The 18,098-nt window shown below is 71.0% G+C and carries 16 protein-coding genes; 8 read left to right on the forward strand and 8 right to left on the reverse strand.

Features of this window, described 5'->3' with window-relative positions; all coding sequences use genetic code 11:
* Positions 1 to 48 precede the first annotated feature (48 nt).
* From ACSHXC_RS29215 to ACSHXC_RS29225, 3 genes are all read right to left on the reverse strand, one after another.
* The gene (locus tag ACSHXC_RS29215; RefSeq protein WP_438294432.1) at positions 49 to 594 is read right to left on the reverse strand and encodes a hypothetical protein; all 546 of its coding nucleotides are present in this window, start codon (positions 592 to 594) and stop codon (positions 49 to 51) included.
* A gap of 191 nt (positions 595 to 785) precedes the next feature.
* Entirely contained in the window at positions 786 to 2,132 is a 1,347-nt protein-coding gene (locus ACSHXC_RS29220; protein WP_438294433.1) for an MFS transporter, read from the reverse strand.
* A 140-nt stretch (positions 2,133 to 2,272) separates the two neighbouring features.
* Positions 2,273 to 2,968: a DUF2293 domain-containing protein gene (locus ACSHXC_RS29225; RefSeq protein WP_438296885.1), complete on the reverse strand. Its 696-nt coding sequence runs from the start codon at positions 2,966 to 2,968 to the stop codon at positions 2,273 to 2,275.
* A gap of 116 nt (positions 2,969 to 3,084) precedes the next feature.
* Between ACSHXC_RS29225 and ACSHXC_RS29230 the strand changes: the two genes are divergently transcribed.
* Entirely contained in the window at positions 3,085 to 3,816 is a 732-nt protein-coding gene (locus tag ACSHXC_RS29230; RefSeq protein ID WP_438294434.1) for a DUF7873 family protein, read from the forward strand.
* 416 nt (positions 3,817 to 4,232) lie between these two features.
* Positions 4,233 to 4,877, forward strand: coding sequence for a uridine kinase (locus tag ACSHXC_RS29235; protein ID WP_438294435.1), 645 nt, complete (start codon positions 4,233 to 4,235; stop codon positions 4,875 to 4,877).
* Between the two features lie 54 nt (positions 4,878 to 4,931).
* Here the strand turns inward: ACSHXC_RS29235 and ACSHXC_RS29240 are convergent, their stop codons facing one another.
* Both ACSHXC_RS29240 and ACSHXC_RS29245 read right to left on the reverse strand, forming a co-directional pair.
* A complete protein-coding gene (locus ACSHXC_RS29240; protein ID WP_438294436.1) occupies positions 4,932 to 5,858 on the reverse strand; it encodes a carbohydrate kinase family protein in 927 nt (308 codons plus the stop codon).
* Positions 5,855 to 6,769 (reverse strand): pseudouridine-5'-phosphate glycosidase, encoded by a 915-nt coding sequence (locus tag ACSHXC_RS29245; RefSeq protein WP_438294437.1) that lies wholly within the window; start codon positions 6,767 to 6,769, stop codon positions 5,855 to 5,857. The genes ACSHXC_RS29240 and ACSHXC_RS29245 overlap by 4 nt, the downstream gene beginning before the upstream one ends.
* A 246-nt stretch (positions 6,770 to 7,015) precedes the next feature.
* On the opposite strand from ACSHXC_RS29245, the gene ACSHXC_RS29250 reads away from it, so the two are divergent.
* Positions 7,016 to 7,417, forward strand: coding sequence for a cupin domain-containing protein (locus ACSHXC_RS29250; RefSeq protein ID WP_438296887.1), 402 nt, complete (start codon positions 7,016 to 7,018; stop codon positions 7,415 to 7,417).
* Here the strand turns inward: ACSHXC_RS29250 and ACSHXC_RS29255 are convergent.
* Complete coding sequence (locus ACSHXC_RS29255) at positions 7,407 to 8,708, reverse strand: MFS transporter (protein ID WP_438294438.1); 1,302 nt, start codon at positions 8,706 to 8,708, stop codon at positions 7,407 to 7,409. The genes ACSHXC_RS29250 and ACSHXC_RS29255 overlap by 11 nt on opposite strands.
* 61 nt (positions 8,709 to 8,769) lie before the next feature.
* Positions 8,770 to 9,321 (reverse strand): methylated-DNA--[protein]-cysteine S-methyltransferase, encoded by a 552-nt coding sequence (locus ACSHXC_RS29260; RefSeq protein ID WP_438294439.1) that lies wholly within the window; start codon positions 9,319 to 9,321, stop codon positions 8,770 to 8,772.
* Between the two features lie 263 nt (positions 9,322 to 9,584).
* Between ACSHXC_RS29260 and ACSHXC_RS29265 the strand changes: the two genes are divergently transcribed.
* The 5 genes from ACSHXC_RS29265 to ACSHXC_RS29285 all read left to right on the forward strand — a co-directional run bounded on the left by ACSHXC_RS29265 (position 9,585) and on the right by ACSHXC_RS29285 (position 16,687).
* Complete coding sequence (locus tag ACSHXC_RS29265; protein WP_438294440.1) at positions 9,585 to 10,460, forward strand: MHYT domain-containing protein; 876 nt, start codon at positions 9,585 to 9,587, stop codon at positions 10,458 to 10,460.
* A 51-nt stretch (positions 10,461 to 10,511) separates the two neighbouring features.
* Positions 10,512 to 12,635, forward strand: a complete 2,124-nt coding sequence (gene uvrB, locus ACSHXC_RS29270) for an excinuclease ABC subunit UvrB (protein ID WP_438294441.1) — start codon at positions 10,512 to 10,514, stop codon at positions 12,633 to 12,635.
* 167 nt (positions 12,636 to 12,802) lie between these two features.
* Positions 12,803 to 13,381 carry a TerD family protein gene (locus tag ACSHXC_RS29275; RefSeq protein WP_386002476.1) on the forward strand — a complete coding sequence of 193 codons (579 nt, stop codon included), beginning with the start codon at positions 12,803 to 12,805 and terminating at the stop codon, positions 13,379 to 13,381.
* Between the two features lie 115 nt (positions 13,382 to 13,496).
* On the forward strand, positions 13,497 to 15,416 hold the full coding sequence (locus ACSHXC_RS29280) for a TerD family protein (protein ID WP_438294442.1): 1,920 nt from the start codon (positions 13,497 to 13,499) through the stop codon (positions 15,414 to 15,416).
* Positions 15,417 to 15,706: 290 nt separating this feature from the next.
* Positions 15,707 to 16,687, forward strand: coding sequence for a TerC family protein (locus ACSHXC_RS29285; protein WP_438294443.1), 981 nt, complete (start codon positions 15,707 to 15,709; stop codon positions 16,685 to 16,687).
* A gap of 19 nt (positions 16,688 to 16,706) precedes the next feature.
* Here the strand turns inward: ACSHXC_RS29285 and ACSHXC_RS29290 are convergent, their stop codons facing one another.
* On the reverse strand, positions 16,707 to 17,993 hold the full coding sequence (locus ACSHXC_RS29290) for an MFS transporter (protein WP_438296888.1): 1,287 nt from the start codon (positions 17,991 to 17,993) through the stop codon (positions 16,707 to 16,709).
* Positions 17,994 to 18,098 lie beyond the last annotated feature (105 nt).

Consider the following 18,098-nt stretch of genomic DNA (forward strand, 5'->3'; position numbering starts at 1 on the left):
AAGAAACGGACGCCTCGGGTCAGCGTGTTTGGGGATCATGTGTTCGCGTCATGTGTTCGCCGCCGCCCATTGGGTCAGTTTTCTGAAGTCCGCCTCCCGCAGCCCCCGTCGTGGATGCACGCGCATCATCAGCGCGGGCCAATCGTGGTTGTCGCGCACATAGGTTTCGTCCAGATCGGTGATCATGTCGTCGACCCAGGCGAACGCGCGGCCCGCCGCCCACTTCAGCAACGGTCTGGTCTTCCAGTACAGACCGTCCGGGTCGGTCGCGAAGAGTTCGGGCCAGGCGATGAACGGGAGGTCCGGCGGCAGGCCGATGGCGGGGGCGATCATTTCGTTCGCCTCGTCCATCCATGTGGTGGCCCAGGCCAGTTCATACGGCAGGGAACGCAGCCGGGGCCCGTGGGCCGGGTTGAGATAGACGCGCAGGCCGCGCCGGTGCCGTCGGGAACCCGGGGTCTGCCGCGAGAGCCAGCACGACGGGTGGAGCCGGTGGGTGCGGTAGCCGCGCAGCTGGGGGAGGCGGGCCCCGTACGGGTTGAGGGGGCCGTCCACGTCGAGGAGCAGCAGGGGGCGGTCCGGCGCAGTCGTCATGGGGGAGGGATACCCATGCGATTGGTTCAAGTGACGGGATGCGCCGGGCAGTTGTGGAGGTCAGGCGTCCGCCGGCGGAACCGACGGGGCCCCGCCCCGGGGCCTCAGCCGCGCGACGTTGTCGCCGACTCCCGCACCGCCCGGGGTCCAGCTTCGCGAAGCTGCCACCGACTCCCGCACCGCCTGCGGCCTCAGCCGCCCGACGTCGTCACGGACTCGCGCGTCTCCGGGGCCCATGCCAGCGACACCAGCATGCCGACCAGGAGGACCGCCGCCAGCCAGTACATGGAGCCGCTCAGGCCGAGGTGCTCCAGGCTCACCGGCAGGATGAACGTGCCGATGGCCGAGGCGATACGGCTCGTGCCGTTGAGGAAGCCGACGCCGGTGGCGCGCAGATGCGTCGGATAGAGCTCGGCGGGATACACCTGGGTGAGGTTTGAAGCGCCGGCCATCACAAAGGTGTAGACGAGGAACGGCACCATGAGGGCGATCGTCGACGCATGGGCGAAGGCACCCATCAGGGCCAGCGTCGCCGTCATGATGCCGAACGTGACGATCGTCAAGGGGCGGCGGCCGGTTTTCTGGAGGAACCAGAGACCTGTGACGCCGCCGCCGAGCAGGAAGAGGTTGAGCAGCAGGTTCTGCAGGTCGGGGTCGGGGACGTGCAGCGCGGCCAGGATGGTCGGCATGAAGGTGTAGATCGCGAAGTACGGGAGCACCTGCGCGCTGTAGAAGACCGTGCCGAACCAGGTGCGCCTGGCCTGTCCGGGCGAGAAGAGTTCCCGGTACGCGGCGGTCGTGGTCGTACCCCCCTCGGCGGGGGCGGCCTCGGCCGGGCCCAGTTCGGCCTTCAGGTACTTCCTGGCGATGTCCCGGGCCTCGGCCGCCCGGCCCTGGCTGATCAGCCAGCTCGGCGACTCGGGCGTACCGATGCGGAGCAGCAGCACCAGGAGCGCGGGCACGGCGCCGGACGCGAGCAGCAGGTAGGAGGCGTCCTCCGACTTGCCGAGGTAGGTGCCGAGGATGCCCGCGATGACGTAACCGACGGTCCACATCACGGTGAGGGAGCCGAGGAGTACGCCCCGGAGCCTGCGGGGTGCGAACTCCGACAGCATCGTCGGGCCCACCGCGTAGTCCGCGCCGAGCCCGAAGCCGATCAGCAGGCGCAGCGTGAAGAGCAGTGCCGGATCCCTGGCCCAGAGCTGGAGTGCGGAGGCGATGGTGATCAGGACGAAGTTGTAGATGTACAGCTTCTGGCGGCCGATGATGTCGCCGACCCGGCCGAGCACGATGCTGCCGAAGAAGAGGCCGATCAGCGCCGATGCGCCGAGCAGGCCCTGCCAGACGCCCGAGAGGTGCCGGGCGTCGGTGAGGGTGGCGAGGACGGCGCCGATCATGCCGAGCGCGTAGCCGTCGGAGAAGTTCGCCCCGAACGTCGTCGCCGTCACCCGCAGGTGGAACGGGCGCAGCGGGGCTTCGTCGAGCGACGGGGCGAGTGGCTCGGGTGCGGTGGATTCCACGGTGGCCGGCTTCGGCATCGGCTGCTACCTCGCCTTGTGCAGGGGCCCGCCCGGGGCGGCGGGGGATGGACGGCTGGGGTCGAGCGCAGCCGTCCTGCCCTGACGGAGCGCCGTAGGGGAATCGTTCTATGCGAAAGAGTTGTGAGTGAATGGAATTCTTACGTAAGAGGAGGCTGGTCTTCCGCGACCCTGGAGGCTACCTCGTCCGACCCGTCCGCCGCCCACGAGGCCAGGACGGCGTCGATCGCGGCGGCGACCCGGGCCCGCGCCCGGTTGTGCGGCACCCGCGCCATGAGCAGCGCGTCGTACTCGGTGTCCAGATGGCGGACGGAGGCGCGCACGGCGGCCGTCACCGCGAACTCGTCCAGCGCCCTGCCCGCCGCCGACCGGCCCACCCGACCGCTGCCGCGCACCGAGGTGTGCTCGGCGATGTCGCGGGCCCGCTCGGCCGGGCAGCGCGGAAACAGACGCAGGATCTCGGCGGTCAGCGCCGCGGTGAACCGCACGTCCTCGGCGGCCCGGCGCCGGGCGTCCCGGGCCCGCCGCCGGGCCCGGGCCTCCGCGTCGGCCAGGCACGCGGCCTCCGCCGCGGCGAGGGCGGGCTCCTCGACGAAGACGCCCTGGCGCTCGTAGCGCCGGCGGCGCCGGTTGAAGCGGACCACGACGGCGGAGAGCGAACTGCCCGCGCGGGCGCGGCGGGTGAGCGCGGTGTCGCCGCGCGGCAGGAAGACCAGATGCCCCAGATCCGCGCAGTCCAGGCAGAGCGGGGCGCCGGACGCCAGGACGATGTGCCCGAGCGGGGCTCGATCGCAGTCGGCGCAGCGATGGTGGCGCCGGGGTTGTATGACGAGAATGCGACGGCCCTCCTTGCCCTGGTCGCAAGCCCCCGGATGCTCCCCTCCCTTCTTCTCTGATTCCCCGTTCAATAACCAGTGGAACAGGGCGGATTGGGCTTGTTAGGTTTCAACACGTGGCGAAACTCAATCAGATCATCGCAGTCGAAAAGGGAATCAAGTCGAAGTCCCACCAGGACCTGACGGCTGCTCAGCACGGGCTGCAGAAGCCTGCGTTGCTGGCCGGAATATCCCGTACCTATCAGCCCAAGGACGAGGAGGGCGAGCAGCTGCCGCCCGAGTCGACCCGGGTGCAGGTCAGGTCCGAGGACGTGCTGCGCGAGACGGCCGCCACGCTGACCCGGCTGTTCGACGTGACCGCCACCAAGGACTGGGCGAACTGCGAGGCGCGGGCCGACGTCACCGTCGACGGGCGGGTCCTCGTGGCCGCCGTACCGGTCTCGTACCTGCTCTTCCTCGAAAAGCAGCTGACCGACATCAACGCCTTTGTGCGCCGGCTTCCCGTGCTGGACGCCGCCGAGTCGTGGGCGCAGGACCCTTCCACCGACTCCTGGAAGACCGAGCCGGTGCGGACGCTGCGCACGAAGAAGGTGCCGCGCAACCACGTCAAGGCCGAGGCCACCGACAAGCACCCGGCGCAGGTCGAGGTGTACTACGAGGACGTGCCGGTCGGCTACTGGACGACCGTGAAGTTCTCCGGCGCGCTGCCCGCCCGGCGCATCAACGAACTCGTGGGCCGCGTCGAGAAGTTGCAGCAGGCCGTGAAGTTCGCGCGCGAAGAGGCCAACGGCATCGACGTCACCGACCAGCGGGTGGGCGACGCCGTATTCGGCTACCTTTTCGGGTGAGCATGCATTATCCATGAGACTCCCGGCCGTGCTCGGCGCGGCCGGGTGCGCGAGGAGCGCAAAGCTGAAACTGAAGCTTGTCGTGACGGTGCGGCCGCCTCTTGAGCGTGCCGCCATCAATCTCAGACTCTCGCTCCAGACTCAGCATGCGCCACCGATCGCCGGAACCAACCGGGCCCAGGCCCATGTGCGTCGAATTGCCGGTTCGAGTCCGGCCCGCGGAGCTCCAGTCGAGTTCCATCCCGATCCGCGGTGGTCCAAAGGCAGGACGCGACGGCTTAAGACTGACCTGGGTTCTCAAGCGGACCGGCGTGTGCAGTTGCGGTGGCATCACTCAGGGCCCGGGGGCCGGCTACGCCTCCGGGCCCGCTCCTTTTCCCGGGGCCGCACACTCCAACACCCCGCATGATGGGGGCGTGCGATTCGAAGCGATCACCTGGGAACGGCTGACCGACGCTCTCGCCGAGCGGGCCATGGACCTGAAGGCGGCCGACGGCAGTCCCTGGCTGCGCATCGGCATCGACGGCGCCCCGGCGGCCCGCCCCGAAGAGCTGGGCCGGCGCATCGCGGAAACGCTCCGCCCGCGCGGCCGGTCCGTCCTTGCCGTCTCCACCGAGGGCTTCCTGCGGCCCGCGTCGCTGCGCTACGAATTCGGCCGCGAGGACCCGGACACGTACTACGACGGCTGGTTCGACACGGGCGCCCTGTGGCGGGAGGTGTTCGGGCCGCTGGAGCCGGGCGGCACCGGCCGCGTGCTGCCCGACCTGTGGGACCCGGCGACCGACCGGGCCACCCGGAGCCCCTACCAACTCCTCCCTGAGTCAGGCGTGTTAGTGCTGTACGGTCCCATGCTGCTGGGCCGCTGGTTCCCCTTCGACCTCACCGTGCACCTGCGTCTGTCGGCGCCCGCCCTGCGCCGCCGAACCGAAGAGAGCGCTCGCTGGACGCTCCCCGCGTTCGAGCGGTACGAGAGGGAGGTGGGGCCGGGCGAGGCGGCCGATGTGGTGGTGCGGGTGGACGATTTCCGGCATCCGGCTTGGGGGATGACGGTCGGCGAATGACGGACTCTGACATCTGATATCCGGCATCTGTCCGTCACATGTCGCGCGCGACCTCTACCCGGCCCCCACCGCCGGCCGCCCTCCCACCATCCCCACCGCAAGCGCCCCCGCCCGGCACCCCGCCTCGGCGGCCTTCGCGGGGGACGCGCCGCTCAGGCGGGCGGCGAGGAAGGCGCCGGTGAAGGCGTCGCCCGCGCCCGTGGAGTCCAGGGCCGCCACCTCCGGCGCCGCCACCCTCGCGACGACCTCCCCGCACGTGGCCACCAGTGCCCCGGCCGCGCCCAGCGTGACCGCCACCAGGGGGAACTGACGGCTCAACTTGGCCGCCGCGTCCGCCGGTTCGGTCAGTCCGGTCAGGAAGGCCGCCTCGTCCGCATTGGGAAGCAGCACGTCCACCCCCTCGGTCGTCGCCAGGAATCGTTCGACGCCCAGGTCCCCGATGAAGCCGGTCGACGCCGGATCCAGGCTCACAGTGACACCGGCCCGACGCGCCGATTCCCTTGCCGCTTGGGCCAGTTGACGGCTCCGGTCGGCGAACAGCAGGTAGCCCGAGAGGTGGAGATGCGCGATGCCGTCGAGGAGGTCGGGTGACCAGTCGGCGGGGCTCATGCGGTGGACGGCGCCGCTGTCGGTCAGGAAGGTGCGCTCGGCCGTCGCCGTGTCGACGAGGGCGATCACGGTCGCGGTGGGCGCGTCGGCATCCGGGATCAGCAGCGGCCGTACGCCGGAACGGCGCAGCCGGAGTTCGTGCCAGCCGGCCGAGTCCCGGCCGACCCGGGCGAGCAGCCTCACGTCCGGGCAGCCCGAATGGGCTGCCCAACAGGCCGCGTTGGCGCCCGCACCGCCCGGCACCGTACGGATGTCGGCCGCGGTGTCCGTGGCGGGGGCGAGCGGGCCGCGGTGGCGGGCGACCACGTCGGTGACCACGTCGCCGACGACGAGGAGCCCGCCGCCCGCGCGGTCGCCCCCGGCACCGCTCACAGCGCCGCCGCGATGTCCGCCGCGAGCCGGACGTTCCCGCGGACCGCCGCCACATTGGCCTCCAGGGACGCGCCGTCCGTGTGCTGGACCAGGTGGCCGAGGAGGAAGGGCGTGACCGCCTGGCCCGTGATGCCCGCGGCGCGGCAGGCGGCGAGGCCCGAGGCGAGCACCTCGTCGTGCAGCCGGGGATCGAGCTGCTCGGCCTCGGGCACCGGATTGGCGACGATCACTGCCGAGTCGAGCGCGAGCGAGCGATGGGCCCGCAGCACGTCCGCGGCCTCCTGCGGCGTCCGCACCGTCCAGTCGACCGGCTCGCCGGAACTGGACAGGTAGAACCCGGGGAAGTGTTCCGTGCCGTAGCCGACCACCGAGATCCCCAGCGTCTCCAGGCGCTGGAGCGTGGCCGGCACATCGAGGATCGACTTCACCCCGGCGCACACCACCGCGATCGGCGTCGTGGCGAGCAGCCGCAGGTCAGCCGACTCGTCCTGAGTCTCGGTCCACTCGCGGTGTACGCCGCCGAGCCCGCCGGTCGCGAAGACGCGCAGGCCCGCCCGCGCGGCCAGGAACGCGGTGCCCGACACGGTCGTCGCCCCGCTCGCCCCGGTGGCCATCGCCATCGGCAGATCGCGGTGCCCGAGCTTGCGCAGTTCCTCGTTGGCCACCCGCTCCAACTGCGCCTTGTCGAGGCCCACCCGGGGCCTCCCGTCGAGGACGGCGATCGTCGCGGGAACGGCGCCCCGGGCCCGCACCATCTGCTCCAGTTCGGTGGCGACGAGCAGGTTGCGCGGCCGGGGGAGGCCGTGCGAGATGATCGTCGACTCCAGAGCGACGACCGGACGGCCCTCGTCGAGAGCGGTCCGTACTTCTTCCGACACCTTGGTCTCATCAGGTACGTCGTCAAAGGGCATGTCCCATCCCTGGCACGCCCGGTGGCCGGGTAAACGTTCTGCCCCGACGGTCCGGGCCACGCGGCGGGCGGGGCCGGGAGGCGTGCGTCGTGGGCTCAACTCGGCTTCGGCGCGGCCGGTTTGATCCACGGCGTACGAGGTAAGGGGGCGCGCTGGACACACTGTCGCGGAAGGGCGCCCGGACCTGGCCGGACTGTCGGTCACAGCGGCGGTCCGACGCGGCTAGATTGACCGGCCATGAGCACCATGGATCAAGCCTCTGCCGCACCTGCCGGTTCCGGCCCCGTCGACCCGAGTCCCCTCGCGCCTGCTTCCTTCGCCGTGCGCGTCTGCGACGCAGAGCTGGAGCCGGAGCCGCTCGATCCGGCACAGATCGTGTCCGGCGCCCCGGAAGTGACCGGGAAGGTGCTGTGGGAGTCGGCCGACGGGAAGCAGATCCGGGGCATCTGGCAGATCACGCCGGGCGTGGTGACCGACACCGAGGCCGACGAGCTGTTCGTAGTGGTCAGCGGGCGCGCCACCGTCGAGGTGGAGGGCGGTGACACGCTGGAGATCGGTCCCGGCGACGCCTGTGTGCTGCGCGAGGGAGACCGCACCACGTGGACGGTTCACGAGACGCTGCGCAAGGCCTACCACATCAGCTTGTAGAGGGGCCCTGTTCCTTCGCCTCGTGCCGACGGGAGGTGAACAGGGCGAGGCCTGCCATCGGCAGCAGCAGCGCGGCGCCCGCCGCGTTCAGCCAGCCGTAGCCCGCGCGGGCCACGATCAGGCCGGCCGTGAGGCCGCCGAGGCCCGCCGCCACGTTCATGGTCAGGTCGCACAGGCCCTGCACGGCGGCGCGCGCGGGGCCCGGCACCGAGTCGGTCAGCAGGGCCGAACCGGACACGAGCCCCGCCGACCAGCCGAGGCCGAGCAGGAAGAGCCCGGCCATGGTCTGCCCATGGCTCGCGCCCGCCGTGCCCGCCAACAGGGCGGCGCAGCACAGCAGCCCGGCCGCGAGGCCGATCACGGAGAGCCGCCCGAGCCGGTCGGCGAGCCAGCCCATCACCGGTGAGAACGCGTACATGCCCGCGATGTGCATGCTGATGACGAGGCCGATCAGTTCGATGTTCGCGCCGTGACGGGTGAGCGCGACCGGTGTCATCGACATGATCGACACCATGGCGGTGTGCGACACGGCCATGGCGACGAGCGCCAGGCGGGCCCGCGGCGACTCCCTGACCGCCCTGACCCCGGCCCGCAGCGAGCGGGCCGCCGCGGAGTGCGCCGCGCCGCCGTCCAGCGCGCGGGCGGTCAGCAGCGGGTCCGGCCGGAGCAGTACGCCGACGAGCACGGCGGACAGCAGGAACACCCCGGCCGCCCACACGAAGGGGCCCGCGGCCGCCGGTATGCCGAAGCGGGTGACGCTGTGGCCGGCAGGCGCGGCTATGTTCGGTCCGAGGACGGCGCCGATCGTCGTAGCCCAGACCACGGTGGAGATGGCCCGCGCCCGGCGTTCCGGCTCGGCGAGGTCGGCGGCGGCGTACCGGGCCTGGAGGTTGCCCAGCGAGCCGGCGCCGAAGACGGCCATGCCGAACAGCAGCAGCGGGAAGCTGGCGAGCACGGCGCCGGTGACCACGACCGCGGCGCCGACCACCCCGAGGAGATAGGCGAGCACCAGGCCCGGGCGGCGGCCGCGCCGGGTCATCAGCGCGGCCAGCGGCATGGCGAGGAGCGCGGGCCCGACCACCATCGACGCGGAGGCGAGCCCCGACAGGGCCTGGCTGCCGCTGACCTCGGCGGCCAGCACCGCGGCCAGCGCGATCCCCGTGGCGTTGGCGAGGCCGCCGAGTATCTGGCTCGCGATCAGCACGGCCGTGATGCGGCGCCGCAGCGCGGGCAGGGCCGCCGGATCGGGCACCGCGCGGCCGGCGTCGGAGGCGTCGGAGAGCGTAGTCACCGGCGCAGTGTGCCAGCCCGTATCCGCGTACGAAACAGGTGGGCCGGAGGAATGGCGCTGCTCAGAACAGCGGCTGGGGCAGCACCCCTTCGAGCGCGAGCAACTGCCGCTTGGTCTCCAGGCCGCCGCCGAATCCGCCGAGCCCGCCGTCGCTCTCCACCACGCGATGGCAGGGCACCACCACCGGCAGCGGGTTCGACCCCATGGCCGCGCCCACCGCCTGGGCCGCCCCGGGCTGGCCGACCCGGCCGGCCAGATCGCCGTAGCCCACCACCGTCCCGTACGGCACTCCTGCCGCCAGCTCGCGCAGCACCTGCCGGTTGAACCCGGACGACAGCGACCAGTCGAGCGGCAGCGTGAACTCCCGCAGCCCGCCCTCGAAATAGGCCTTGATCTGGCGTATGGGCTCCTCCAGGGGGCCCGCACGGCCGGGCACCGCCGGAGCCGGCTCGGTGCCGAACCGGGCGGCGAGCGCCCGCACGGCCCGGTCGCGCACCGCTTCATCGGCGTGGAACACCACGTTCACCAGACCCTGCCCGGTCGCGGCCAGGAGCAGCGGGCCGATGTCGCTCTCGACGACGGCCCACTCGACGAACTGCGCATTGCTGTCCATGCCGACCACCGTACGGCCGCCCACTGACAACGCGGCCCGCCCGCCGGAGCCGCCCGGCCGCGAAACCGGCCCGCCGGGGCCCTGAAAGAGGGGTGTCAAAGGGCATGGATCAGCCCATAACGGAACGCTCCAACTGCCCGGAGTCGATAAATTGCCCGGAAAATGTTTGCCTGTCGCGCAGCGAGCCCTAATGTCGCCCCGAACCAGGGCCGCAATCAGGAGTAGGGCCTCTTCAGTCGGTACGGGGTGAAGGGCACACGGGTATGCACGGGACGGTCGACGGATTCAGCTATGGCCTTGTGACGCCGGTGGCGGCGTTCATCATGGCCTGCCTCGGTGGAGCGCTGGGTCTGCGCTGCACCGCCCGGTCCGTGCGGACCGAGCGCTCCTTCAAGGCCGCCTGGCTGGCGCTCGGCGCCACCTCCATAGGCTCGGGCATCTGGACCATGCACTTCATCGCGATGATGGGCTTCACGGTCCACGAGGTGCCGCTCGGCTACGACCGGGGCATCACCTTCGCCAGCCTCGCCGTTGCGATCGTGATGGTGGGCATCGGCATCTTCATCGTCGGCTACCGGGGCGCCACCCCCATGGCGCTGGTCACCGGAGGCACCATCACCGGTCTCGGCGTGGCCACCATGCACTACCTGGGCATGGCCGGGATCATGATGAACGGCGAGTTCGAGTACAACACCGTCGTCGTCAGCGTCTCCGTGGTGATCGCCGTGGTGGCCGCCACCGCCGCCCTGTGGGCCGCCGTGTCCGTGCACGGCTTCCTGGCCAGCCTGGGCGCCAGCCTCGTCATGGGCGTCGCCGTCAGCGGCATGCACTACACGGGGATGGCCGCGCTCAGCGTCCGGCTGCACGGCAGCGCAGCCACTGCCGCCACCGCCGCGGCCGGCGGGGAGTCGCCCGCCTCCCTGCTCGCCCCCATGCTGATCGGGCCCGTCGCCTTCCTGATCCTCGCCGGGGTGGTCGTGATGTTCGACCCGCTCGTGGTGATGGGCAAGCCGGACTGGGAGAAGCGTCCGCCGCGCGCGATCCCCGCGCCCCGGCACCGCCCGTCCTTCCCGGAACGCACCAGCTGGGCGGTGTCCGAGCCCTCGCGCGAGGGCTCCGCGTCCCCGCACGACTGGTGACCGGACCGCGATCGGACCCCGGTTGTCAGTGGCGGGTCGTACGGTGGTTGCATGCGGCCCGTTTCCAAGATCGAACGTACGGTGGCGCCCTTCGAGGTCGTCAGTCCCTACCAGCCCAGCGGTGACCAGCCGGCGGCCATCGCCGAGCTGGAGAAGCGCATCCGTGCAGGTGAGAAGGATGTCGTCCTCCTCGGCGCCACCGGCACCGGAAAGTCGGCGACGACTGCCTGGATGATCGAGAAGCTCCAGCGCCCCACGCTCGTCATGGCGCCGAACAAGACGCTGGCCGCCCAGCTGGCCAACGAGTTCCGCGAGCTGCTGCCCAACAACGCCGTCGAGTACTTCGTGTCGTACTACGACTACTACCAGCCCGAGGCGTACGTCCCGCAGTCGGACACCTACATCGAGAAGGACTCCTCGATCAACGAGGAGGTCGAGCGGCTGCGCCACTCGGCGACCAACTCGCTGCTCACCCGCCGCGACGTGATCGTGGTCGCGTCCGTCTCCTGCATCTACGGTCTGGGCACCCCGCAGGAGTACGTCGACCGGATGGTGCCGCTCAAGGTCGGCGACGAGATCGACCGCGACCAGCTGCTGCGCCGCTTCGTCGACATCCAGTACACCCGCAACGACGTGGCGTTCGCCCGCGGCACCTTCCGGGTGCGCGGCGACACCATCGAGATCTTCCCGGTCTACGAGGAACTGGCCGTCCGCATCGAGATGTTCGGGGACGAGATCGAGGCGCTCTCGACGCTCCACCCGATCACCGGCGAGATCATCAGCGAGGACCAGTCGCTCTACGTCTTCCCCGCAAGTCACTACGTGGCGGGCCCGGAGCGCATGGAGAAGGCCGTCAACGGCATCGAGAAGGAGCTGGAGGAGCGCCTCGCGGAGCTGGAGAAGCAGGGCAAGCTCCTGGAGGCCCAGCGGCTGCGCATGCGCACCACGTACGACCTGGAGATGCTCCGCCAGATCGGCAGCTGCTCGGGCGTGGAGAACTACTCGATGCACTTCGACGGCCGCGAGCCCGGCACCGCACCCAACACCCTGATCGACTACTTCCCCGAGGACTTCCTGCTGGTCCTCGACGAGTCGCATGTGACCGTGCCGCAGATCGGCGCGATGTACGAGGGCGACGCCTCCCGCAAGAGGACGCTCGTCGACCACGGCTTCCGGCTGCCCTCCGCGCTGGACAACCGGCCGCTGAAGTGGGAGGAGTTCCTCGGCCGCATCGGCCAGACGGTGTACCTGTCGGCCACCCCGGGCACGTACGAACTCTCCCGCGGCGACGGCTTCGTGGAGCAGATCATCCGCCCGACCGGCCTGGTCGACCCGGAGGTCGTGGTCAAGCCCACCGAGGGCCAGATCGACGACCTGGTGCACGAGATCCGCAAGCGCACCGAGAAGGACGAGCGCGTCCTGGTCACCACGCTGACCAAGAAGATGGCGGAGGACCTCACCGACTACTTCCTCGAACTGGGCATCCAGGTGCGGTACTTGCACAGCGACGTCGACACGCTGCGCCGTATCGAGCTCCTGCGGGAACTGCGGGCCGGCGAGTACGACGTGCTGGTCGGCATCAACCTGCTGCGTGAGGGCCTCGACCTGCCCGAGGTGTCCCTGGTGGCGATCCTCGACGCCGACAAGGAAGGCTTCCTGCGTTCGGGTACCTCCCTGATCCAGACCATCGGCCGTGCGGCACGAAACGTCTCCGGCCAGGTCCACATGTACGCCGACCGTGTCACCCCGGCGATGGAGAAGGCCATCGAGGAGACCAACCGGCGCCGCGAGAAGCAGATCGCGTACAACAAGGAGAAGGGGATCGACCCGCAGCCGCTGCGGAAGAAGATCAACGACATCGTCGCGACCATCGCGCGCGAGGAGATTGACACCGAGGAACTGCTCGGCAGCGGATACCGCAAGGGCAAGGACGGCAAGGCGGCCAAGGCGCCGGTGCCCTCGCTCGGCGGCAAGGCGGCCAAGGCCGGCAAGGGCGTGCAGAAGGAGCTCACCGAGCGTCCCGCGGCCGAACTGGCGGGAATCATCGAGGAGATGACCGACCGGATGCGGGCGGCCGCCGCGGACCTGCAGTTCGAGGTGGCGGCCCGGCTGCGCGACGAGGTCGGCGAGCTGAAGAAGGAGCTCCGCCAGATGAAGGAGGCGGGCCTCGCCTGACCGGCCGGCCGCGGGGGCAGGTTCCGTGCATGGGCGGTGTGTTGCAACACCGCCACAAAAAGCCCCCGCGTGGCCGCTCGGCCCGATCGACTGCGTAGGGTCGGGCCCGAGAACGTACAACAGCGCAAAGCATGTCAAGAACGACACATGGGGAGAGGGGACAGCGCGTGACGGTCAATCTGTCCAAGGGTCAGGCCATCAGCCTGGAGAAGCAGGGTGGCGGCACCCTGACCGCGGTGCGGATGGGACTCGGCTGGCAGGCGGCACCGCGCCGGGGCCTGTTCGGCAAGCGGACGCAGGAGATCGACCTGGACGCGTCGGCGGTGCTCTTCGCCGACAAGCAGCCCGTCGACGTGGTGTTCTTCCGCCACCTGTCCAGCGACGACGGCTCGGTCCGGCACACCGGTGACAACCTCGTGGGTGGCGCGGGCCAGGGCGGTGACGACGAGTCGATCCTGGTCGACCTCTCGCGCGTGCCGGTCCACATCGACCAGATCGTCTTCACGGTGAACTCGTTCACCGGCCAGACGTTCCAGGAGGTGCAGAACGCGTTCTGCCGCCTGGTCGACGAGACCAACGGCCAGGAGCTGGCCCGCTACACGCTGGACGGCGGCGGCCAGTACACCGCGCAGATCATGGCCAAGGTGCACCGCGCGGGCGGCGGCTGGCAGATGACCGCCATCGGCAACCCGGCCAACGGCCGCACCTTCCAGGACCTGATGCCGGCGATCCTGCCGCACCTCTGACCGCACCGCAGTACTGAACACCGCAGCTCCCGGAGGCGCGATGCCGCCGGGAGCTGCCCCGCAACCGCATACGCAGCACACGCACCACCATCAACTCGACGAGGGGACAGAGGCGATGACGGCCGAGCTGGTACGGGGACAGAACCATCCCCTGCCCCAGACCCGACTGGAGATCCGGGTGTCGGCCGGCACCCCGATCGTGGCCGGTGCCACGCTCGGCGACGAGCAGGGCCGGGTGCGCGGGGCGGAGCGGGTCGCCCACCCCGGCGCGCCGAGCCTGCCCGGCCTGGAGGTCTCCCGGCAGGCCGCCGCCGACCATCGCCTGGCCGTGGACCTGGAGGCCCTGGGCGAGGGCGTGCACCGGGTCAATGTGCTGCTCGCGCTGCCGCTCGGGACGCCGGGGCCCAGCCGGTTCGCCGCGGTGGCCGCGCCCTTCGTCGCCGTCACGGGCCTCGACGGCACCGAGATCGCCAGCTACACCATCACCGGGCTCGGCGCCGAGTCCGCGGTCGTGGCCCTGGAGCTCTACCGCCGCCAGGGCGCCTGGAAGATCCGCGCCATCGGCCAGGGGTACGCGGGCGGCCTCGCCGACATGCTGGCCGACCAGGGCCTGCCCGAGGCGGGGCAGCTGGCCGCCGCCATCCAGGACGCGATCGCGCTCGGCGTCTCCCGTTCGGTGGCCGCGCCCCCGCCCCGTACGAGCGACGACGCCCGGGTGCGCGCCGCCGGGCCCGGAGCCTCCGGCAGGCCCGCACCGGCCGACGCCCAGCCCCCTGTCACCGCGCCCCAGCAGGCGGTCGGCGACGGCGGCCCCATCAACTACGCGCATCCCCGGCGCCAGACCAGCACACCCCCGCCACCGGCCCCGGTCGCGCCGCCCGCGGCCCCCGGCGAACCCGCGCAGCCCGTCGCGGGCGATGCCAGCGGCTGGTCCATGGACGAGCGGCTCTACAACCAGGTGTGGGGCATGTTCGAGGACCTGGCCCGCTCCGTCGCCGCCTACCGCAGCGCCGTCGACTTCGCCGACTCGCGGATGGAGCAGGAGATCGACCGCGCCCTGTCCGACCCGCGCGGCCGCATGGGATCCGCCGGGGACCAGGCGCGCGAACAGGCCCGCGCCAAGCGGGAGGAGCTCGTCGACAGGGCCAGGGAGGCCCTCGACCGCGACCTCGGTCAGCTGACCGCCGAGTCCGAGGTCGTCGAGCCCGCCCTGCCGCCCGCGTACGCCCGCTGGGACAACCCGGTGTGGCATGCCTACCGGGTCCCGATGGAGCTCCCCATGGCGCTGCGGATCGGTGATCTGCAGCTGCCCGAGCAGCCGGAGCTGCGCATTCCGATGCTGGTCCGGCTTCCCCTGGAGCGCGGCCTGTGGATCGACTCGGGCCGAGGCGGCTCCGAGGCGGCCGCGTTCATGGACTCCGCCCAGGTCAAGGGTTTGGCGGTGGACACCGCGGTGGCGATCGCGGCCCGGCTGCTCGCGGTGTATCCGGCTCACGAGTTCGCCGTCCACGTCATCGACCCGGCGGGCTCGGCCGCGGCCCGGCTCGCCCCGCTCACGCGGGCCGGGGTGCTCGCCGCGCCCCCGGCGGCGGGCGCGGCCGGGGTGGCCGAGGTGCTGGCCCGGCTCACCGAGCGCGTGGACCTCGTACAGATGGCGGTACGGGCAGGGGCGGGCGCCGACGCGCTGCCGCCCGGCATGGACACCGCCGAGCAGCTCCTGATCGTCAACGACTTCCCGCACGGCTTCGACGACCGCGCCCTGAACCAGCTGCGCTACCTAGCCGACGAGGGCCCCTCGGTCGGCGTGCACCTGCTGATGGTCGCCGACCGCGAGGAGGCCAGCGAGTACGGGCCGGTCCTCCAGCCGCTGTGGCGCTCACTGCTGCGGCTGACTCCGGTCCTCGACGACCACCTGGCCGACCCGTGGGTCGGCCACGCCTGGACGTACGAGCCGCCGCTCACGCCGCCCGGCAGCCACATCCTGGAGCAGGTCCTCGGCCAGGTCGGTGAGGCCCGCGCCGCCTGGCCCCGTTAATGGCTCCGCCCGCTCCGGAACGGCGTGGGCGACTCCGCCGTAAGGACCAGACGGAACACCTCTGACCTGGCTATTTGGGCGATCTTTACCAATCTCTTTACCTTCTCTTGGTTATTCGGGTAGGCTGCCTCCAGCGGAGGGGAGTACTCCCGACTGCGGCGTTCCCGTCAATACGGACCCACGGGACGGGTCCCGGGGCGCCGGCCCGAGGCGCGAGGGAAGGCGCCCGGGTGGAAGAGACCTCCGGCAGCGACGACGCTGATCAGTAGCCGTACGACGCCGGAGGCGCAGTGGACGTTTCAATGACCCTGTGGGTACTGACCATTCTTGGTCTGTGTGCCCTGATCGCGGCCGACTTCTTCATCGGGCGAAAGCCCCATGACGTGTCGGTCAAGGAAGCCGGCATCTGGACCGTGGTCTGGATCGTGCTGGCCGCGCTCTTCGGCCTCGGCCTGCTGTTCTTCGGCAACAGCCAGGCGTCGGGCGAGTTCTTCGCGGGCTTCATCACCGAGAAGTCGCTCTCCGTCGACAACCTCTTCGTCTTCATCCTGATCATGGCGAAGTTCTCGGTGCCCTCGCACCTTCAGCAACGGGTGCTGCTGTTCGGCGTGTTGATCGCCCTCGTGCTGCGTGCGATCTTCATCGCGGCCGGTGCCGCGGTGATCGCCAACTTCTCCTGGGTCTTCTACATCTTCGGCGCGTTCCTGATCTACACCGCCTGGAAGCTCATCCAGGAGGCGCGCTCCGGCGAGGAGGAAGAGGAGTTCGAGGAGAACCGCCTCCTGAAGTCCGTCGAGAAGAAGTTCGGTGTCGCGGACAAGTACCACGGCACCAAGCTGTTCGTGGAGAAGAACGGCAAGAAGGTCCTGACGCCGCTCATGGTCGTCATGCTCGCCATCGGCACCACCGACGTCCTCTTCGCGATGGACTCGATCCCGGCGATCTTCGGCCTCACGCAGGACCCGTACATCGTGTTCACCGCCAACGCCTTCGCGCTGATGGGGCTGCGCCAGCTGTACTTCCTGATCGGCGGGCTGCTCAAGAAGCTGGTCCACCTCAGCTACGGCCTCTCGGTGATCCTCGGCTTCATCGGCGTGAAACTGGTGCTGCACGCCCTGCACGAGAACGGGGTGAACGTCCCCGAGATCTCCATCCCGGTCTCGCTCGGCGTGATCTGCGGCGTGCTGGTCGTCACCACGATCACCAGCCTCGTCGCCGCCAAGAAGCAGACGGCTGCCGAGGAGCCCCAGAAGGACAGCATCGGCGCCTGACCGGCATCGAGGCGGTCCCTCACGCAGGAGCCGCCTCGGGCTCCGCCCCGGGACCCGGCTGCGCCACCGGCGTGGGCCGGGTCTCGGGGAGCAGCACGAAACAGCCCAGGCTCAGCAGCCCGACCCCGGTCAGATACGCGGCGACGCCCCACGGCGGGCCGTCGCCGCGGGCCAGCGCCGTCGCCGCGATCGGGGTCAGCGCGCCGCCGAGCACCCCGCCCAGGTTGTAGCCGACCGCGGCGCCCGTGCAGCGCACCCTCGGCTCGTACAGCTCCGGCAGATACGCCGCGATCACCGCGAACATCGAGATGAACGCCAGCATCGCGCCGAGGAACCCGGCGAACATCCACAGCGGCTCGCCGGTCGAGAGCAGCGCCACCATCGGGAACATCCACAGCACCGTCGCCGTACACCCCACCAGGCACATCGGCCGACGCCCAAAGCGGTCGCCGAGCAGTGCCGCGAGCGGCGTCAGCGCACCCATGACCGCGACGGTCGCCAGGATGCAGACGAGCATCACCGCGCGGTCGACCCCGAGCCGTTCCGTCGCGTACGCCAGCGACCAGGTCGACACCGTGTAGAAGACGGCGTACCCGATCGAGAGGGCGCCCGCGGTCAGGAGCACCAACCGCCAATGGCCGCGCGCCACTTCGAGCAGCGGCAGCCTGACCGGCTCGCCCATCTCGCGGAACTGCGGCGTCTCGGCCAGCGAGGTGCGGAGCAGCAGCCCGCCGAGCGCGAGCAGCCCGGCGCCCCAGAACGGCGCCCGCCAGCCCCAGGCGTGGAACTGGGCGTCGCTCAGCCCGGCGGACAGGGCGAGGACGACCCCGTTGGCCAGCAGGAAGCCGATGGAGGGCCCGATCTGCGGAAAGCTCGTCCACAGGACGCGCCGGTGGGCGGGCGCGTGCTCGGCCGTGAGCAGCACCGCGCCGCCCCATTCGCCGCCGAGCCCGAGCCCCTGGAGGAAGCGCAGCACCAGGAGCAGCGAGGGCGCCGCGATGCCGATCGAGGCGTACGAGGGCACACAGCCGACGGCCACCGTCGCGAGCCCGGTCAGCGTGAGCGAGGCGAACATGACGGGGCGGCGCCCGTAGCGGTCGCCGATGTGCCCGAAGAGGGCCGAGCCCAGGGGGCGGGCCAGGAAGCCGACACCAAAGGTTCCGAAGGCCGCCAGAGTTCCCGCGAGCGCGGAGAACGTCGGAAAGAACAGCGGGCCGAGGACCAGGGCGGCCGCCGTCCCGTAGACGAAGAAGTCGTAGAACTCGATGGCGGTGCCCGCGAGCGAGGCGGCCGCGAGGCGGATCATCGAAGGCGGTGTGGGGGGAGTGGTGGTGCGCATGTCACGCCAACTACCCGCAGTGATCATGCGTTACGGGGGCGCGCGGAAGCTCGCGGGGCGGCGGGCGGGCGC

It is taken from the genome of Streptomyces sp. HUAS TT7 (genome assembly GCF_051550175.1).
Taxonomy (GTDB): domain Bacteria; phylum Actinomycetota; class Actinomycetes; order Streptomycetales; family Streptomycetaceae; genus Streptomyces.